The organism is Brucella thiophenivorans (assembly GCF_002252445.1).
Taxonomy (GTDB): Bacteria; Pseudomonadota; Alphaproteobacteria; order Rhizobiales; family Rhizobiaceae; genus Brucella; species Brucella thiophenivorans.
The window spans coordinates 13008-31585 of the sequence record NZ_NNRJ01000069.1 but is presented as its reverse complement, the minus strand read 5'-3'; the positions used below and the strand labels follow the sequence as shown (position 1 = coordinate 31585).

Sequence of the window (18578 nt, the reverse complement as noted above, 5' to 3'; positions counted from 1 at the left end):
TTTATGGCGTTGCGAGAAACGCAATGCATGGCAGGAGGGTCCGGGAACGACCTGTTGCGCCCTGCGCTTTCTGAGTTTTCAAGCATTTTCACCCGCCATATTGTCGTGCGGGATTACAGGCAAACCGTAGATGACCGATACCACCGCCAAGATTGATTATTCAAAGACACTCAATCTCCCACAGACGGAGTTCCCGATGCGTGCAGGACTGCCTGCGCGTGAGCCGCTTTTTGTGCAGCGCTGGGAGGAAATGAACCTCTACAAGAAGCTGCGCGAAGACGCCAAGGACCGTCCGCTTTATGTGCTGCATGACGGCCCTCCCTATGCGAACGGCAATATTCATATCGGCCATGCGCTGAATAAGATTCTCAAGGATGTGATCACGCGCTCATTCCAGATGCGCGGTTTCAACTCGAATTACGTGCCGGGCTGGGATTGCCATGGCCTGCCGATCGAATGGAAGATCGAAGAAAAATACCGCGCGCAGGGAAAGAACAAGGACGAGGTGGCAATTAACGAATTCCGCAAGGAATGTCGTGAGTTTGCGGGTAGCTGGATCAAGGTTCAGGCCGAAGAGTTCAAGCGCCTTGCCATCTGCGGCGATTTCGAAAATCCATACACGACGATGAACTTCCACTCGGAAGCACGAATTGCCGGTGAGCTTTTGAAGTTTGCAGCCTCGGGCCAGCTTTATCGCGGTTCCAAGCCCGTTATGTGGTCGGTTGTTGAGCGCACAGCGCTCGCAGAAGCCGAAGTCGAGTATCACGATGTTGAATCGGATATGATCTGGGTGAAGTTCCCGGTTGCGGGCACGAATGATCTTGCAGGTAGCTCGGTCGTCATTTGGACCACCACGCCCTGGACCATTCCAGGCAACCGTGCAGTTTCCTATTCCAACCGCGTCGCTTATGGTCTTTACGAAGTGGCTGCTGCGGAAAATGATTTCGGCCCTCAGGCTGGCGAGAAGCTTATCTTTGGTGATAAGTTGGCAGAAGAATGTGCGAAAAAAGCGAAACTTGAGTTCACGCGTTTACGTGACGTTTCGTTCGAAGAACTGGGCGCCGTAACGCTTGAGCATCCCCTCAAAGGCTTTGGCGGCGGCTATGAATTCGTCGTTCCGCTTATCGCCGGTGATCACGTCACTGATGACGCCGGTACAGGCTTTGTTCACACCGCACCAAGCCATGGTCGCGAAGACTTTGAAGCATGGATGGATGCAGCGCGTGCACTCGAAGCACGCGGTATTGACCCGAGCATCCCGTTCCCTGTTGGTGACGACGGCTATTACACCAAGGACACGCCGGGCTTTGGCCCGGATCGTGAAGGTGGCCCTGCGCGGGTTATCGACGATAATGGCAAGAAGGGTGACGCGAACGAATCCGTCATCAAGCAGCTAATCGCGCATAACAATCTGTTTGCGCGCGGCCGTCTCAAGCATTCCTATCCGCATTCATGGCGTTCAAAGAAGCCCATCATCTACCGCAACACCCCGCAATGGTTCGTCTATATGGACAAGAACCTCGGCGATGGCACGACGCTGCGTTCGCGCTCGCTTAAAGCCATCGAAGAAACCCGCTTTGTCCCGGCAGCCGGACAGACGCGATTGCGTGCGATGATCGAAGGCCGCCCGGATTGGGTTCTTTCGCGTCAGCGGGCATGGGGCGTTCCAATCTGTGTTTTTGCTGATGAAGAAGGCAATATTCTGCAGGATGATGCCGTCAACAAGCGTATTCTCGAAGCATTCGAGCTCGAGGGCGCTGATGCATGGTTTGCCGAAGGTGCACGGGAGCGTTTCCTTGGCAATCGCGCCACTGAGGCTTGGCTACAGGTTCGCGACATTCTGGACGTCTGGTTCGATTCTGGTTCAACGCACACTTTCACGCTGGAAGATCGCCCCGACATGAAATGGCCGGCTGATGTTTATCTGGAAGGCTCTGACCAGCATCGTGGCTGGTTCCATTCCTCGCTTCTCGAAAGCTGCGGAACACGTGGCCGCGCGCCTTATAATGCTGTTGTTACCCATGGTTTCACCATGGACGAGAACGGCAAGAAAATGTCGAAGTCGCTCGGCAACACTGTGACGCCACAGGATGTCATCAAGGATTCAGGCGCTGATATTCTGCGTCTTTGGGTTATGACAACAGACTATTGGGAAGATCAGCGCCTGGGCAAAAGTATCATCCAGACCAATATTGATGCCTATCGCAAGCTGCGTAATTCGATCCGCTGGATGCTCGGCACGCTTGCCCACGATGAAGGCGAAAACGTTCCTCATGCCGATCTGCCCGAACTTGAACGCCTGATGCTGCATCGTCTGGCCGAACTCGATGAAGTGGTACGTTCCGGCTATGACGCGTTTGATTTCAAGCGCATAGCGCGTGCGTTGATCGATTTCATGAATGTCGAGCTTTCGGCCTTCTATTTCGACATCCGCAAGGATGCGCTTTATTGCGATGCGCCATCGAGCATTCGTCGCAAGGCGGCACTGCAGACGGTGCGTGCTATCTTTGACCGTGTGACGACGTGGCTTGCGCCAATGCTGCCTTTCACCATGGAAGAAGCATGGCTCGACCGTTATCCGCAATCAGCTTCCGTTCATCTTGAACAGTTCCGGTCAATTCCGTCTGAATGGCGTGATGATGTGCTGGCTGAAAAGTGGCGCAAGGTTCGCAATGTGCGCCGCGTCGTCACTGGCGCTCTTGAGCTTGAACGTGCTGATAAGCGCATCGGTTCTTCGCTCGAAGCAGCGCCTGTTGTCTACATCAGCGACAAAAGCCTTGCCGATTCGGTTGAAGGTCTGGATTTTGCCGAAATCTGTATCACCAGCGACATTGCTATATCCGATGCTGATGCACCGGAAGGTGCTTTCCTACTGGATGATGTCAAGGGCGTAGCCGTTTTGCCAGTGCGGGCAGAAGGTGAAAAATGCGCACGTTCATGGCGCTACACAACTGATGTCGGCTCTGACCCGGAATTCCCGGAAGTTTCGGCGCGTGATGCGGTTGCCTTGCATGAATTGAAGGCGCTTGGTAAGCTTTCAGCATAATAATCAAAAACCCGGTTGCCTCACGTAGCCGGGTTTTTCGCTTCATGGCTTGCCTTTTAGAGTGCGGGCATGGTGAAATAGCGGTTAATATCGCGATTGCCCGTGGCCATGCTCTCATGTACAAGGCTTTCCTTGAGATAAACGTGCAATCTGCCTTGGAGTTGCCGGTTTCTTGCGTCAAGGGTATTGAGTAGCCTTTGGCAAAGAGAAGATCGACAGGCGTAAAAGAAGTGGCGCTAATGAAGATTGAAGGACGAGTTCTGGTATTGATGACGGCAGTTGCGGGTCTCGCACTGTCCGGTTGCGTATCGTCGCCTACCTATGGAACTGACAAAACGGCGGGGGCGCAGCTTCTCGACGACATGTCGAACATGGCGAGCTTTGGCCAGGGCAAGAGTAAAGAACGTATCAATTACAAGCCGCGTCCTGATCTTGTGCGTCCTGCACAGGGTGAGAAGGGTTCGTTGCCTGCACCGCAGGAAAGCGTTGCAAGTGCTGGTGACCCTGCATGGCCAGAATCGCCTGAAGAGCGCCGTAAGCGTATGCGCGATGAGATCACCGCAAACCGTGACAATCCGAATTTTGTTTCGCCGATTGATCAGGATGTTGCTGTTGCAGCCGATGCACGTATGCTCCCAAGTGGCAGCAGTCGTCGTGAGGAATATGCAACGCGTACACCTACAGCTGATCCAGCCCGTATTGCAGAGCTGAAAAAGGCACGTGAACAGCAATCGCAGGGCTCATCGTCTACCCGCCGCTATCTGAGCGAGCCACCTTTGGCTTATCGTCAGCCTGCTGCATCAGCTGCAACGGGTGAACTGGGACAGGATGAGGCGCAGAAAGAGCGTGAGCGTAAGAAGGCTGCTGGCGGCGGCGGCAAGAGCTGGCGCGATCTTCTGCCTTGGAATTGATCATCTAAAAAATCATCATTGACTATCTGATCAGCCGGAAGACATATCTTCCGGCTGATTTTTTGTGTATAGTTGATTTGAGTTGGTTGCTCTCAAATATTAAATATTTTTAATATTAGTCATTCTGAACGATATGTGATTTCAAACAAAGAGAAGCTTCTGTCAAAGCGATATTCTATCAATTGTTGAATGTAAGGTGCCTTTCATGAACAGAACAAATCCACTTCTGGACAATCCTGATGGTTATGGAGTGATCAGCCGATCTTTACACTGGCTCATGGCAGTGCTTTTTGTCTGGCAGTTCATCTCAACAACCCTTCGCGTTTTTGCAAAAGACACGCCAATTTATAATTTCATCTGGCCAACACACTATCAGGTCGGATTTGCGTTGCTGTTGCTGGTTTTGGTGAGAGGCATATGGGGGCTTCTGAATGCTTCCCGCCGCCCGCATAAAACGGGTCTCGTTGGCAAACTGGCGGCATTCGGGCATCTTGTGATTTATGCGTTGATGTTTGTTGTGCCAGCATTGGCGTTGCTGCGCAGCTATGGCAACGGACGCGGTTTTTCATTTCTTGGTATGGAAATTTTTGTGCAGACCGGTGTTCAGAATCCGTCTTTGACTGCGCCGGGCATTGCCGCTCACGGTCTTCTGGGTTGGTTGCTTTTGGCGGTGATTGTTGCCCACGTGTTGATGGCTTTTATCCATCATTTTGCGCTGCGGGATAACACGCTGCACCTCATGACAGGACGCAGGACTGCGAGCTGATCAGAGCGCATCCCGAAAAGTGTGAAACGGTTTTTGGGTAAAGATGCGCGTTAAAACAAATAATTAGAGCGCCGATCTGATCCAATCAGATCGAAATGCGCTCTAAGCAGTCAACGCTTTTCACGGAAAAAATCCCGGAGAATTTTCTGGGCTTTATCTTCGGAAAACCCTGCATAGGTTTCTGGAACATGATGGCATGTGGGCTGCGTGTAAAAGCGCGGCCCAAATTCTACACCGCCGCCTTTCGGGTCGGCTGCGCCATAATAAAGGCGGCGAATACGGGCAAATGAAATTGCCGCAGCACACATAGCGCAAGGCTCAAGTGTTACATAGAGATCGCAATCGATTAGCCGTTCGGATTTGAGTGCCTCTCCTGCAATGCGTATCGCGAGAACTTCTGCATGGGCGGTCACATCGTTTAATTCGCGTGTCCGGTTTCCCGCGCGTGCGATAATTGTACCCTCATGTACGATGACTGCGCCAATAGGCACCTCGCCACGAAGGGCAGCAGCCTGCGCCTCTTCGAACGCAATATCCATCGGTGTTGCCACTTTGGGAGATGAAATATCTGCAACCTTTTTCAAACCGACCTCATTTCGTGGCAAAGAGCAGGAGATTTCGCTCGCAAGCCACTGTGCGATTTGTTACTGCATAATTCACGAAATCAAAACCGATTTGCGAACGGATTTATACAGCGTTCTTGACCGGACAGTTCTTTGCCAGATCAAAAGCGGCCAAAGACGACACGGCGGCGCTGCTGAGAGGCCAATATCAGATGAGTACAGAAGACGACAATAAGGGCGGTCGACGTCCTCCATATGGGCGCGGCGAAGGTCGCGGAGATCGCCCGGCTGGTACGCGTGGCGAACGCGGCGAGCGCAATTCCGGTCCCCGCGAAGACAGGCCACGTCGCGACGATGATCGCGGTGCGCCGCGCAAGTTTGGCGCGCCCGCCGCGCAAGAAGGTGAAGATGCTAGCGAGCGTATCGCCAAGCGTCTGGCGCGTGCAGGCATTGCCTCGCGTCGCGAAGCCGAGACGATGATTGCGGCTGGCCGCATCTCGGTCAATGGCAAGGTGCTTAGCACTCCCGCTGTCAACGTGAAGCGCAGTGATGTGATCACGGTCGATGGCAAGCAGCTTAAGCAGGCTGAGCGTACGCGTCTGTGGCTTTACCATAAGCCGGCAGGTCTGGTGACGACCAATCGCGATCCTGAAGGTCGCCCGACGGTGTTTGAAGCGCTGCCTGCGGAAATGCCGCGTGTGCTTTCGGTCGGACGCCTCGACATTAACACGGAAGGTCTGCTGCTGCTGACCAATGATGGTGGATTGTCGCGCGTTCTTGAGCTGCCTTCAACCGGCTGGCTGCGTCGCTATCGCGTGCGCGCCCACGGCAAGGTTACACAGGCGCAGCTTGATACACTCAAAGATGGTATCGCTGTCGAGGGCATTTTTTATGGCAGCATCGAAGCGACGCTTGAACGCGAACAGGGTGCCAATGTCTGGATTTCGATTGGTCTGCGCGAAGGCAAGAACCGCGAAGTAAAGAACATTCTTGGCGCACTTGGTCTGACTGTTGGCCGATTGATCCGCGTTTCGTTCGGTCCTTTCCAGCTTGGCGATCTTGAAGAAGGCGGCGTTCGCGAAATTCGTGGCCGTATTCTGCGAGATCAGCTTGGCGAAAAGCTTGTTGAGGAATCGGGTGCTGATTTTGATGCGCCAATTCTCAACGAGTTTTCCAACACCGTTGTTCAGGGCCGCACGGCGCGCGAAATGGAACAGCGTGAGCCACGCGAGGCAGAAGGCGAATATCGCCGTCAGCCGCGCGAACGCGAGTGGATTTCCAGTCAGCCGGAACGCCGCAAGCCCAAAGAAAACAAAGAAGACAAGGTTGAGCCGCGCCGCCGTGGTAATTCCAATGTCTGGATGGCCTCGGGTGCACGTCCGCAAGGCGAAAAGGCAGCTGCCGAAAAAGCGGCGCGCGCTACAGCGCGTGGCGAGCGCGCCAGCCGCTCCAGCAGCGATTTGCAGTCGCGTCCGCGTCATTCTGCGGATGGCGATCAGCGTCGTGAGGATCGTCCTCGTCGCTTTGAGGGCCGCTCAGAAGGGCGTTCGGCACCACGTACGCCTCGTCCGGAAGGAGATTTTCAGTCGCGTCCGCGCCGCGAAGACCGCCCGCGTCGTTTTGAAAGTCGTCCTGAAGGCAGACAAGAAGGTCGCCCAGAGGGACGCTATGAACCGCGCACACCACGTCCGGAAGGACGCGATGATCGTAAACCTCGGCCAGGAGGCCGTGACGATAGCAAACAAGAGCGTCGGCCAGGTAAGCGTGAGCGCGCTGAGCTGAAGAACGAGGGTGGTGAAAGATCATCCGGTGGCTATGAAGGCCGCAGCTTTGGTAAGCCATCGGGCCCACGCAGTGAAGGCCGTTTCGGTGGCGGCAATGCTGATCGTGGCCCGCGTTCAAGCGGCAGCGAAGGTCGTGGACCATCCAAGAGCCCGGGTGGCTTTGGTAAGGGGCCGGATCGTGGCGGGCCAGGTGGCAAACCCGGCGGTAAGCCTGCCGGTGGAAAGCCAAGAGGCGGTAAGCCAGGGGGCAATGGTGCGGATCGTCGGCGGTAAATTCCGCGGGCGGGCGCTCGTAACTCCAGCAACAAATGCGATCCGTCCAACAACGGATCGCACGCGTGAAAGCCTTTTCAATATTCTCGCTCACAGTTTTCCGGATAAGGTTGAAGGTGGGCGTGTTCTGGACCTCTTTGCAGGCACAGGTGCGCTCGGTCTTGAGGCGATGTCGCGTGGCGCGCGCTATGCTGTTTTCGTCGAGGAATCGGCGGAAGGCCGTGGCATTCTTCGCCAGAATATCGAAGCCTTTGGACTACAGGGCCAGACTAAAGTTCTGCGCCGCGATGCCTGCAAGCTTGGCGAAGCAGGCACGATGGAGCCGTTCGATCTGGTTTTTGCTGACCCACCTTATGGTCGCCGGATGGGTGAAAAAGCGCTTTTGTCTGCACTCGAAGGCAATTGGCTTAATCCTGACGCACTTCTGGTGCTTGAAGAGGAAACAGAAGCATCGCTTGAACTGGATGAACGATTCGTCGTTCATGAAGAGCGGAATTATGGTGGCACCATCATTCGCCTCATCCAGTTGAAGCAAAGCTGAAAAAAATTCCGGAACCGGGAAACTGGCTCCGGCATTATTTTGATTTTTCATTGGAATCGTTGCGTCCAGAATTTGGGCGAAGTGGAAAAACTGATTGGAGATGTCGCTTGGTGCATAACCCCTCACTCCGGCGCTTATTGTTGTCTACGGCACTCGGTTTCGCGCTGATATTGCCGCTGGCATCTGGTTCCGTTCAGGCGCAAACGGCGGCTCCGGCTGCAACGACCGAGACCGCGGCCTCGCAGCCTCCTGCAAATCTGCCGGAAATAAAGCAATCCGACGACATTAGCAGCTTCACGCTTGAAAACGGGTTGAAGGTTGTGGTCATTCCTGACCATCGCGCGCCTGTCGTGACACAGATGATCTGGTATCATGTGGGCTCGGCTGATGAGGCACCTGGAAAATCCGGCATCGCGCATTTTCTAGAACATCTGATGTTTAAAGGTACAAAGACCTATCCAGCAGGCGAATTTTCGGCAAAAATCGCGGCCATTGGTGGTCAGGAAAACGCTTTCACATCTTACGATTACACCGCTTATTTCCAGCGTGTGACGCCCGATGCGCTTGAAATGGTAATGGGGTATGAATCGGACCGTATGGCCAATCTGGTGCTTGATGAAGAGGCTGTCACCACCGAGCGTGACGTCATCCTTGAAGAGCGCAGCATGCGGGTGGATTCTAATCCTGCGGCCATGCTGATGGAAAACAGTGACGCAGTACTTTTCTATAATCATCCCTATCGCGTACCGGTTATCGGCTGGCGGCAGGAAATGGAAAAACTCAGTCTCAAGGATGCGATTGATTTTTATCAGCAATATTACACGCCCAACAATGCAACGCTGATAATTGCCGGCGATGTGACGCCTGAACGCGTGCGTGATCTCGTTATGAAGACATGGGCGACGATACCAAAGCGCGCCGAAGTTCTGCCGCGTGAGCGTCCGCAGGAGCCTGTAAAACATGCGGCGCGTGTTGTGACATTGCATGATGCGCGTGTGAGCACGCCGTCATTTCGCGTGTCATGGCTGGTGCCGTCTTATGCCAATGAAAAGCGTTTTCCCAATGTGAAGGAAGGCGATGCGCCTGCGCTTGATCTTTTGGGCGAGATTTTGGGCGGTTCGCTACGGTCGCGACTTTATCAGGAATTGATTGTCAAGCAGGGCATCGCGTCCAATACGGGTGCGAGTTATGGCGGCGATGCGCTTGATGACGGCACATTCTCCGTTTACGGTTCTCCCCAATCCGGCAAGACATTGGCGGACGTGGAAAAGGCCGTTGAGACGGAAGTTGCGCGTATCATCAAGGATGGTGTGACGCAGGAAGAACTCGATCAAGCGCGTAATCGTTTCCTTAAAGCCGTGATTTTTGCCCGTGACAGCCAGTCTGGAATGGCGCGTATGTACGGCTCAACATTGTCTATTGGCCAGAACATTGAAGATATTCAAAAATGGCCGGAGCTCATCAAATCTGTAACAGTTGAGCAGATCAAGGATGCGGCAAGCCGCTATCTCGTGAAAGATCAGTCGGTGACAAGCTATCTCTTGCCGCCGGATACTGAGCCGGAAAACGCACGCGATAATCCGAATGCTGCTGCCAATAATGCAGGAGAAAATGGCGCGGGAGGAGCAATCCAGTGAGTAAACTTGTTGTTTTGAACATTCTGCGTGCAAAAAATGCGATTGCCGCCGTTGCAGCTTCCGTGCTGCTCTTGGCGGCATTGAGCATTCCTGCCAATGCAATTGAAATTCAGGAAGTCGTTTCGCCAAAGGGCATCAAGGCCTGGCTGGTTGAAGACAATTCTGTACCGCTGGTTTCGATGCGCTTTTCGTTTAAAGGCGGCACATCGCAGGACCCTGGCGGCAAGGAAGGTCTTGCCAATCTGATGACCGGCCTTTTCGATGAAGGTGCTGGCGATCTTGATTCGGATAGTTTTCAGGAGCGCATTGACAATCTTGGTGCCGAGATGAGCTTCACAGCGTCACCTGATTCCGTTTCCGGCAATATTCGTATGTTGGCCGAAAATCGCGATGCGGTGAACGATCTTCTCGCGCTTGCCGTTAACAAGCCACGCTTTGATCAGGATGCGGTTGACCGTATCCGCCAGCAGATCGTCGCAAGCCTTGAAGCATCGCAGCGCAATCCCTCGACCATTGCATCGCGCAAGTTTTCCGAAGTTCTTTATGGCAATCATCCCTATGGTCGCCCGGATGATGGCACGGTCAAGTCGCTGCAAGCGATCACCCGTGACGATCTTGTCAATTTCCATCGCAAGAACTTTGCCCGTGATAAGCTGACAGTTGGTGTTGTCGGTTCGATCAATGCCAAGGATCTTGGCGAAATGCTCGATAAGGTGTTTGGCGATCTGCCTGCAAATGCGGAACTGGTGCCTGTGCCGGATGCAAATCTCGCGCTTGGTACAACGACCAGCTTGAGCTTTGACATGCCGCAGACATCGATCAGCTTTGTCTATCCGGCTGTTCCGCGCAAGGACGACGAGTTTTTTGCGTCCTACCTGATGAACCACATTCTGGGTGGCGGGTTTACCTCACGTCTTTATGCGGAAGTGCGTGAAAAGCGTGGTCTGGCTTATTCGGTTTCGTCGTCCATGGCGTTGCGTGATCATGTTTCGGCACTGACCATTTCGACTGCCACACGTCCTGACAAAGCGCAGGAATCACTCAAGATTATTCGTCAGCAGGTGGCGAAAATGGCGAATGAAGGTCCGACAGAGGACGAGCTTGCTGCCGCCAAAAACTATCTCAAGGGTTCTTATGCGGTGAACAATCTCGATTCTTCGGTGTCGATTGCCGATACGCTTGTCGGTCTTCAGGAAGCAGAACTTGATCGTGATTATATCGACAAGCGCAATGAGCTGATCGATGCGGTAACACTCGACCAGGTTAAAGCTATTGCCAAAAAGCTTTTGGAAGCAGAACCTGCAATTCTGATTTTCGGACCTGCGCAATCGTAACTGGCGCAGTCATAAGCAGGAAAAACAGCATGGATATTGCCGTGCCATCATCTCCGCGTATCGCCGTCGCCTTTGGCGGCGGTGGCGCTCGCGGTATAGCGCATATCCATATTATCGAGGTGCTAGACGAGCTTGGCATTAAGCCTGTAGCGATTGCTGGTTCGTCCATCGGCTCGATTGTCGGTGCCGGTATGGCCAATGGCATGAGTGGCACGGAAATTCATGAATATATGGCGGCGATTTTCAATCGTCGTTCGGAAGTCGCTCGTCGCATGTGGCAGGCACGTCCAGAACGCTGGGTCGAACTGCTCAAAGGCGGTTTCCGCGTCAGTCAGTTTAATATCGAAAAAATACTCGACGTCTTTTTGCCATTAGCACTGCCGGAAAATGTCGAAGAGCTGAAAATTCCGATGAGCATCACGGCTGCAGATTTTCATGCAGCCACTGAACTCAACATTGAAGAAGGCGATCTGCGGTCGGCGATTGCCGCATCCTGCGCTATTCCGCCTGTGTTCAGGCCAGTTCGCCGCGATGGGCGTATTCTGGTGGATGGCGGATTGCTCAATCCGGTTCCGTTCGATTTGCTTTTTGATAAGGCCGATATTGTCATTGGTATCGATGTTGTTGGCGCGCCTGTTGGCCCTGATGATTATATGCCGACAACCATTGAAGCAGTTATGGGCGCCAATCAGCTGACCATGTGCTCGATTATCGAAAACAAGTTCCGCCAACGCCCGCCGCATATATTCCTGCGCCCGAATGTCGAGCGCATAGGTCTGCTCGATTTCCTGAAGTTCGAGCAGATATTGTCGCAAAGCGTCGATATACGCGAAGAACTAAAACACGCGCTGGATACCGTGCTGAATGGCAAGCCTGCGGCTGCTGCTTCCTGAGCATTTCCCACAAAAGTGCGAAGCGGTTTTACGTAGGATAATGCGAAATATTAAAAGAGCTTACTCCGCTGCAACGGGTGAGGGCGAGCCTTCATCAACGTTGGCAACTGCATCCATATCGTCACCAGCCTTGTCGATGCGCTGGCCTTCACGTGATGGTTTAACCAGAGGTTCAGGCGTAACCGGCTTGTTGAACAGCAGATAACGTCCAGCCATGATGCCCTCCGATGCTTGCACATGCAGTCGATCCTCGTCGCGCTGGCGCACGTCTTCGCGAATTTCATAGGCATTGGATTCTGATAGCCCAAGACCTTCAAGTGTTCGCTGGCCAAACAACAGACCCGATTCGAAAGTCTCGCGCAGTTCGTATTCCACGCCCTGTCCACGCAGTTGCAGCGTGTGCTCGCGGTCATAAGAGCGCACAAACAGCCGCACATCGGGATATTCCGACTGGATCAGATTGACGATGCGGTTGGTGACTTCTTTCTTATGCGTGCAGATGGCAACGATTTTTGCTTTGCGAATGCCTGCGGCCTCAAGCACATCCTTGCGTGTACCATCGCCAAAATAGATGCGGAAACCGAACTTACCCGCCGCACGCACACGATTGGGTGAATTGTCGATCACCGTCACATCGATGCCGCCTGCCAGCAATATCTGCGCGGAAATCTGCCCGTAACGCGAGAAACCGATCATTAGAACATCGGCACCGGCACCTTCGAAATTCTCTTCGATTACATCTTCTGTCTTGTCCTTAATGAGAAGCTTTGAACCGATGGCAACGGAAAGTGGCGTCAGCGCCATGGAAACGGTGACAGCTGCGATTAGTTCAGAACTTAAAGCGCTCGGAATCACAGCGGCTGCGGCGGCTGCCGAAAACAACACGAATGCGAACTCACCGCCTTGTGGTAACAGGAACGCGATTCTTATCGCGTCATTGTGGTTAGAACGGAAGATACGGCACAGAATATAGATGATAGCCGCTTTGACGAGCATGAAAATTGGAACGGCAATCAGGATTGTTTTCCAATATTGTATGATTACGGTGAGATCGAGCGACAGTCCGACGGCCACGAAAAACAGACCAAGGAATATTCCGCGGAACGGTTCGATGTCCGCTTCAAGCTCATGTCTGTAAGAAGATTCTGCGAGCAGAACGCCTGCAATAAACGCGCCCATCGCCATGGAAAGGCCTGCAGATTGTAACAGGCTTGCTGATCCCAGCACCACGAAAAGCGCTGCTGCAATCATAACTTCGCGCGCGCCGGTATTGGCAATGATACGAAACATTGGATTGATCAGATAGCGCCCGGCAATTACCAGTGCAGCAATGGCGGCGATTGCTGTTAACAGATGAAAGCCTGCACTGGCTTGTGAAGGTTCATTGGGAGAGAGTGCAGGAATAATCGCAAGGATCGGCACGATTGCGAGATCCTGAAACAGCAATATCGCAAAGGCGCGCTGTCCGTGCTTTTGATTGGTCTCGGCGCGGTCTTCCAGAACCTGCATGGCAAATGCCGTTGAAGACAATGCCAGACCGAAGCCGATGATGATTGCCGCATTGATCTCCAGACCGGCCAGATAGACGCCAAGAGCGGCGAGTGCCGAACCAGTCAATATTACTTGTGCCGCGCCAAGGCCGAATATAGCATGCCGCAATGCCCAAAGGCGCGAGGGTTTGAGTTCAAGCCCGATGATGAACAACAGGAACACGACGCCGAGTTCGGAAAAGTGCAACAGATCTTCGCCGCCTGCGATGAGGCGTGCCATCGGGCCAATGACGATACCAGCGGCGAGATAGCCCAGCACCGTGCCCAAGCCAAGTCGCTTGAAAAGAGGGGCCGCGATGATCGCACCGCCCAGAATCATCAGCGCCTGTAAGTAGAGACTTCCACCAGTTGCGACCATTTTATGCTCTTGGAATTTAAAGAATGTGGTGAGCTTACCTTGAAGCCCCCGGATTTCAGCAATATAGCACTACAGTTATAAATTCGTCAGGCCGTGGCGAAAAGAGTGATTTTCGAGCACTGGAGCGGAGCATACTTAAGGGTATGTGAGCACCGAAGCACAGAAAATTGCTTTTTGCAGCCCGGCATCACGAATTTACAACTGTAGTGATAGAATCAAGATATGGCTCTAATCAGTCCTATGTCGAACAATTTGACGATATTTTTTCACAAACTCCCATTACGGTTGGTTATATCTCGTGGTTGTTAGTCTCGCGTATTTTTGCCCCTATAATCTTGGATTATGTAATGATTTCAGATAATTCCTCGGAAAAAATCGTTGATCGCGCGGCCCGGCTCGTGGAAGCTGCAAAGCATGCGGGGGCAGATCACGCTGACGCGGTTGTGATCCGTGCGCGCTCGGTGAGCGTTTCGGTCAGGCTTGGCAAGGTTGAGGGAACCGAATCGTCTGAGAGCGATGATTTTTCTTTGCGTGTGTTTGTCGGACGTCGAATTGCCAGTGTTTCGGCCAATGCAGGCAGCGATCCCAAGCGATTGGCGGGGCGCGCTGTTGCTATGGCGCGGGTTGCACCGGAAGACCCGTTTGAGCAACTCGCCGATCCGGCACTCCTGGTAAAATCGCCGCGTGATCTCGATCTTTTCGACACGATTGAGATCAATACCGCGCGTCTCACCGAAGATGCGCTGGCGACCGAAGCCGCCGCTCGCGCTGTTCAAGGTGTGACTAATTCCGGTGGGGCCGGTGCATCGCGCAGCATGGGTGGGCTTGTGCTGGTTACATCGTCCGGCTTTACAGGCGAATATGCAGCAACGCGTTTTGGCCGCTCCGTGTCTGCCATTGCAGGCGAGGGTACCAAGATGGAACGCGACTATGATTTCAGCTCGCGGCTTCATTTTGCTGATCTCGATACCCCTGAAAATATCGGCAGACGCGCAGGCGAACGCGCCGTGCGTCGTCTCGGTGCAAGACAGGCAAAGACCGGACCGATCACGGTGGTTTTTGATCCGCGTCTGGCGCGCGGTATTGCCGGACATCTTGCGAGCGCCATCAATGGTGCTTCGGTTGCGCGCAAGACAAGCTTTCTGCGCGATAGTCTAGGCAAGCAGATTTTGAAAGCCGGTATCAATGTTACCGATGATCCATTGCGGGTTCGCGGGTCATCGTCGCGTCCATTCGATGGCGAAGGCATTGAAGGTCAGCCGCTCACAATGGTTGAAAACGGTGTGCTCCAGCATTGGCTGTTGTCGGGCTCAACCGGACGTGAACTGGGCCTTTTGGGCAATGGTCGCGGCGTCCGTTCGGGGTCTGGTATTTCGCCAGCATCAACCAATTTTGCCATTGAGCCGGGTGTAGAAACGCCGGAAGACCTGATCCGCTCGGTCGGTACCGGTTTTTATGTGACGGAAGTGTTCGGACAGGGTGTCAATATGATCACCGGCCAATATAGCCGAGGCGCGTCGGGTTTCTGGATCGAGAATGGCGAGTTGGCCTATGCGGTCAGCGAAGTGACGATTGCGTCCAACCTCAAGGATATGTTCCTCAATATGACCCCCGCTTCCGATATTGATCGGAATTTTGGCGTGACGGCCCCAACTCTTGTGATTGAAGGCATGACCCTTGCCGGAAATTGAGAAACGAAAAGACATTCAGAACGAGCTGGAACTTCTGCGCCACGCGGCGCGTGAAGCCGGTCGCATAGCCATGCGATATTTCGGCCAATCGCCTGAAGTATGGCTGAAAGATGGTCAGTCGCCAGTCAGTGAAGCGGATTTTGCTGTCGATCATTATCTCAAAGAAGTGCTGCTTGAAGCGCGCCCTGACTATGGCTGGATTTCGGAAGAAACGACCGATGAGCGGACCAAAGCTGTCCGCCGACGCGCTTTCGTGATTGATCCGATTGATGGAACGCGCGGTTATATTAATGGTCAGGCGCAGTGGTGTGTCAGCGTCGCGATTGTCGAAGACGGAAAGCCGATCGCCGGTGTGTTGCAATGTCCAGCACTCAATGAGGTGATTGAAGCAGGCAAGGGATTTGGTGCATCCCAGAACGGCATGCCGATCCAAACGCGTTTGCCATTAGATGGCGATAAAATTGCAATGGCTTCTGCAAAACGAACGGTCGAAATTCTGCCTGAAGCGTGGCGTGAGCGCGTGATTTTGCACCCTTATGTGCCCTCGCTCGCCTATCGTATTGCGATGGTTGCGCGGGGTGATATTGCTGGCACCTTCATTCGGCCCAATTCCCATGATTGGGACTTGGCTGCAGCGGACCTCATTTTGAGTGAGTCGGGTGGAGCGCTGTTGAACCATGATGCCCGGCCTCTTAACTATGGTGGACCGACGCTGCAACATGGTGCTCTGGTGGCCTCCAGCGGAAACCTTCTTCAGGAAATGTTGAGTGTTGTCGCGGACTGGCCATTAAGCTAATCATTCGGGCTAACCAAACTTGTTCAGGGAATAATTTTATGAGTGCCGAAGGCGACAAGAAGCAGCTTCTTCATCTGGTATTTGGCGGCGAGCTGAAAAAGCTTGGGAACATTCAGTTCCGCGATCTCGATAATCTCGATGTTGTTGGTATTTATCCGGATTACGAATCTGCAAAGACAGCCTGGAAATCCAAGGCGCAGCAGACTGTCGATAACGCCCATATGCGTTATTTTATCGTTCATCTGCACCGACTGCTGGACCCGGAAGGCGTGGACTTGAAAGCGGAATAAGCGCTTTTGTCTACGCCGCGCAAAGATCAGATGGCAGAGGTAAAAAGCGGTTCGCATGGCGATGCGCGCAGCCGTTCGGATGGCTTTGCCAAGCGCTTGTGGCGCCGCATTCGCGGCCCGCTGGCGCGTTCGGCATTCATCAGATCAGCCCTCGTTCAGTTGGTTTCCAGCTATCTGAAATTTGTGCATTTGACCAATCCGCGCCTTAAGGGTTCTGCGGATATAAAACGCCTCCTTCGAGAAAATAGCCCATCCATCGTGACGTTCTGGCATGGTCAGCACATTATGGCGCCGGTGGTGCGCCCACATGATCTTGAAGTGGTGGCGATGTTTTCGCGCAGCAACGATGCTGAACTAAATGCGCGCATTGCTGAAAAATTTGGATTTATCACAGTACGCGGCTCAGGTGGGCGCGGTGAGGGCAATTCCGCTAAAAAAGGCGGTGCACGTGCGCTTCTGACGTTGAAGAATGCCCTGAAAAAGGGACAATCGGCATCAATGATTGCTGATATTGCGCATGGCAAAGCACGCGAAGCGGGCGAAGGAATTATTTTGCTGGCCAAACTTTCCGGCAGGCCAATAATGCCTTTTGCATATGCTTTTTCGCGGAATCATGTTTTGCATAAGACTTGGGATAAGACGACTATTCCGTTGCCATTTGGCCGCTCGATGATTGTTTGCGGAGAGCCGGTCTGGGTGGATGAAAATGCCGATGAGGCACAATTGGAAGAAAAGCGCATGGAATTGACGCGCCAGCTTAATGACGCGACGACCAAAGCCTATGCAGCATTGGAGGCAGCGAAATGAGTGAACGTTGGGCACGAAACATGTTGTCGGCCTATCGTATGCTCGGCTCCGCCGCTTATCCATTTATCGGGACTTATATTTCCTATCGCGCATCGCGCGGTAAGGAAGAGCGTTTGCGGCGCGGCGAGCGCTACGGCAAAACCGCTATTTCACGCCCGCAAGGCCCGGTCATCTGGGCGCATGCCGCAAGCGTTGGCGAATCGGTTGCGATTGCTCCGCTGATCGAATGTATTGCGGCAGCCGGTATCCATGTTGTGATGACGACCGGAACCGTTACATCTGCCAAGCTTGTCGCAGACCAGCTTGGCAATCAGGTTATCCATCAATATGCGCCGCTTGATCTGCAACCGGCGGTCAATAATTTCCTTGATCACTGGAAGCCCGATCTGGCGATTGGCTGCGAATCCGAGATCTGGCCTGCAACCGTGCTTTCGCTCGGTACGCGCCATATTCCGCATGTGCTGGTCAATGGCCGTTTGTCTGACCGCTCTTTTGCGGCATGGCAAAAGCGCCCGGAACTGGCGGAAGCCCTGTTTGAAAATTTCGCGCATGTGATTGCCCAATCTGAACTTGACGGTGATCGTTTCCGTGCGCTCGGCGCAAGGCCGGTGAGCGTTTCGGGTAATCTCAAGGTTGATACGGCGCCTGCACCTGCTGATCCGCAGGCGCTGGCGACGATAAAGAGCCAGATTGCCGGGCGGCGCACATGGGCTGCTATTTCCACGCATGATGGCGAGGAAGAAATCGCTGCCGAAGTGCATCAGATGCTCAAAGTCCGCTATCCGCGTCTGGTGACCATTATCGTACCGCGTCATCCCAACCGCGCGACTGCAATCGAGGCGATGCTTGGTCAAAAGGGCTTGAAGGTTGCTGCACGTAGCCGTGGCGATGTGATTGAAGCCGATACCGATATTCTGCTGGGTGACACCATCGGCGAAATGGGGCTTTATCTGCAATTGACCGAGATTGCATTTATCGGCAATTCGCTGACTAAGGAAGGCGGGCATAATCCGCTTGAGCCAGCCATGATGGGTACGGCGGTGCTTACCGGCAAGAATGTGCAGAATTTCCGCGAATCTTTCCAGCGCCTCATCAAGAATGGCGGGGCGCGTGTTGTGAAAGACCGTAATATGCTCGCTGGTGCCATCAATTTCCTGTTTAACAATCCGCAGCATTTGCAGACGATGATCAATGCCGGTGCGGATACGGTGAAAGATATGCGCGGTGCACTGAATCGCACATTGAATTCACTGGAACCGTTTATTCAGCCGCTGGTGTTGCAAGCACAGTTGCCGGGCAATCGCAATGATGCGGCCTTTATCAACGGCGGCATCTGAT

General features: G+C 53.6%; 15 protein-coding genes. 13 read left to right on the top strand and 2 right to left on the bottom strand.

Annotation, left to right across the window (positions count from 1 at the left end; translation table 11 throughout):
* Nucleotides 1–130: 130 nt before the first annotated feature.
* The 3 genes from ileS (at nucleotide 131) to CEV31_RS19800 (ending at nucleotide 4723) form a co-directional block, all read left to right on the top strand.
* The gene (gene ileS / locus CEV31_RS19810; protein ID WP_094509827.1) at nucleotides 131–3046 is read left to right on the top strand and encodes an isoleucine--tRNA ligase; all 2916 of its coding nucleotides are present in this window, start codon (nucleotides 131–133) and stop codon (nucleotides 3044–3046) included.
* 239 nt (nucleotides 3047–3285) lie between these two features.
* Entirely contained in the window at nucleotides 3286–3957 is a 672-nt protein-coding gene (locus CEV31_RS19805) for a hypothetical protein (protein ID WP_094509825.1), read from the top strand.
* Between the two features lie 205 nt (nucleotides 3958–4162).
* Nucleotides 4163–4723: a cytochrome b gene (locus CEV31_RS19800; RefSeq protein WP_094509823.1), complete on the top strand. Its 561-nt coding sequence runs from the start codon at nucleotides 4163–4165 to the stop codon at nucleotides 4721–4723.
* A gap of 110 nt (nucleotides 4724–4833) precedes the next feature.
* Here CEV31_RS19800 and CEV31_RS19795 read toward each other — a convergent pair whose 3' ends face one another.
* Nucleotides 4834–5262, bottom strand: coding sequence for a nucleoside deaminase (locus CEV31_RS19795; protein WP_374847287.1), 429 nt, complete (start codon nucleotides 5260–5262; stop codon nucleotides 4834–4836).
* A gap of 236 nt (nucleotides 5263–5498) precedes the next feature.
* Between CEV31_RS19795 and CEV31_RS19790 the strand changes: the two genes are divergently transcribed.
* The 5 genes from CEV31_RS19790 to CEV31_RS19770 all read left to right on the top strand — a co-directional run bounded on the left by CEV31_RS19790 (nucleotide 5499) and on the right by CEV31_RS19770 (nucleotide 11748).
* The gene (locus CEV31_RS19790; protein ID WP_094509899.1) at nucleotides 5499–7343 is read left to right on the top strand and encodes a pseudouridine synthase; all 1845 of its coding nucleotides are present in this window, start codon (nucleotides 5499–5501) and stop codon (nucleotides 7341–7343) included.
* Nucleotides 7324–7884, top strand: coding sequence for a 16S rRNA (guanine(966)-N(2))-methyltransferase RsmD (gene rsmD / locus CEV31_RS19785; protein WP_328587700.1), 561 nt, complete (start codon nucleotides 7324–7326; stop codon nucleotides 7882–7884). The genes CEV31_RS19790 and rsmD overlap by 20 nt, the downstream gene beginning before the upstream one ends.
* A 110-nt stretch (nucleotides 7885–7994) precedes the next feature.
* Nucleotides 7995–9521, top strand: a complete 1527-nt coding sequence (locus tag CEV31_RS19780) for a M16 family metallopeptidase (protein WP_094509897.1) — start codon at nucleotides 7995–7997, stop codon at nucleotides 9519–9521.
* Between the two features lie 41 nt (nucleotides 9522–9562).
* A complete protein-coding gene (locus tag CEV31_RS19775; RefSeq protein WP_374847284.1) occupies nucleotides 9563–10855 on the top strand; it encodes a M16 family metallopeptidase in 1293 nt (430 codons plus the stop codon).
* 29 nt (nucleotides 10856–10884) lie between these two features.
* A complete protein-coding gene (locus CEV31_RS19770; RefSeq protein WP_094509815.1) occupies nucleotides 10885–11748 on the top strand; it encodes a patatin-like phospholipase family protein in 864 nt (287 codons plus the stop codon).
* Between the two features lie 60 nt (nucleotides 11749–11808).
* Here CEV31_RS19770 and CEV31_RS19765 read toward each other — a convergent pair whose 3' ends face one another.
* Nucleotides 11809–13656 carry a monovalent cation:proton antiporter-2 (CPA2) family protein gene (locus CEV31_RS19765; RefSeq protein WP_094509813.1) on the bottom strand — a complete coding sequence of 616 codons (1848 nt, stop codon included), beginning with the start codon at nucleotides 13654–13656 and terminating at the stop codon, nucleotides 11809–11811.
* 347 nt (nucleotides 13657–14003) lie between these two features.
* On the opposite strand from CEV31_RS19765, the gene CEV31_RS19760 reads away from it, so the two are divergent.
* Genes CEV31_RS19760 through waaA form a run of 5 tightly spaced genes read left to right on the top strand, consistent with a single transcriptional unit; the run spans nucleotide 14004 to nucleotide 18577 of the window.
* The gene (locus CEV31_RS19760) at nucleotides 14004–15347 is read left to right on the top strand and encodes a TldD/PmbA family protein (protein WP_094509811.1); all 1344 of its coding nucleotides are present in this window, start codon (nucleotides 14004–14006) and stop codon (nucleotides 15345–15347) included.
* On the top strand, nucleotides 15334–16143 hold the full coding sequence (locus tag CEV31_RS19755; protein ID WP_094509809.1) for a 3'(2'),5'-bisphosphate nucleotidase CysQ: 810 nt from the start codon (nucleotides 15334–15336) through the stop codon (nucleotides 16141–16143). The genes CEV31_RS19760 and CEV31_RS19755 overlap by 14 nt, the downstream gene beginning before the upstream one ends.
* 38 nt (nucleotides 16144–16181) lie before the next feature.
* Nucleotides 16182–16433, top strand: a complete 252-nt coding sequence (locus CEV31_RS19750) for a DUF4170 domain-containing protein (protein WP_094509807.1) — start codon at nucleotides 16182–16184, stop codon at nucleotides 16431–16433.
* Between the two features lie 30 nt (nucleotides 16434–16463).
* Nucleotides 16464–17240, top strand: coding sequence for a lysophospholipid acyltransferase family protein (locus CEV31_RS19745; RefSeq protein WP_094509805.1), 777 nt, complete (start codon nucleotides 16464–16466; stop codon nucleotides 17238–17240).
* Nucleotides 17237–18577 (top strand): lipid IV(A) 3-deoxy-D-manno-octulosonic acid transferase, encoded by a 1341-nt coding sequence (waaA, locus tag CEV31_RS19740; RefSeq protein ID WP_094509803.1) that lies wholly within the window; start codon nucleotides 17237–17239, stop codon nucleotides 18575–18577. Before CEV31_RS19745 ends, waaA begins: the two co-directional genes overlap by 4 nt.
* Nucleotide 18578 lies beyond the last annotated feature (1 nt).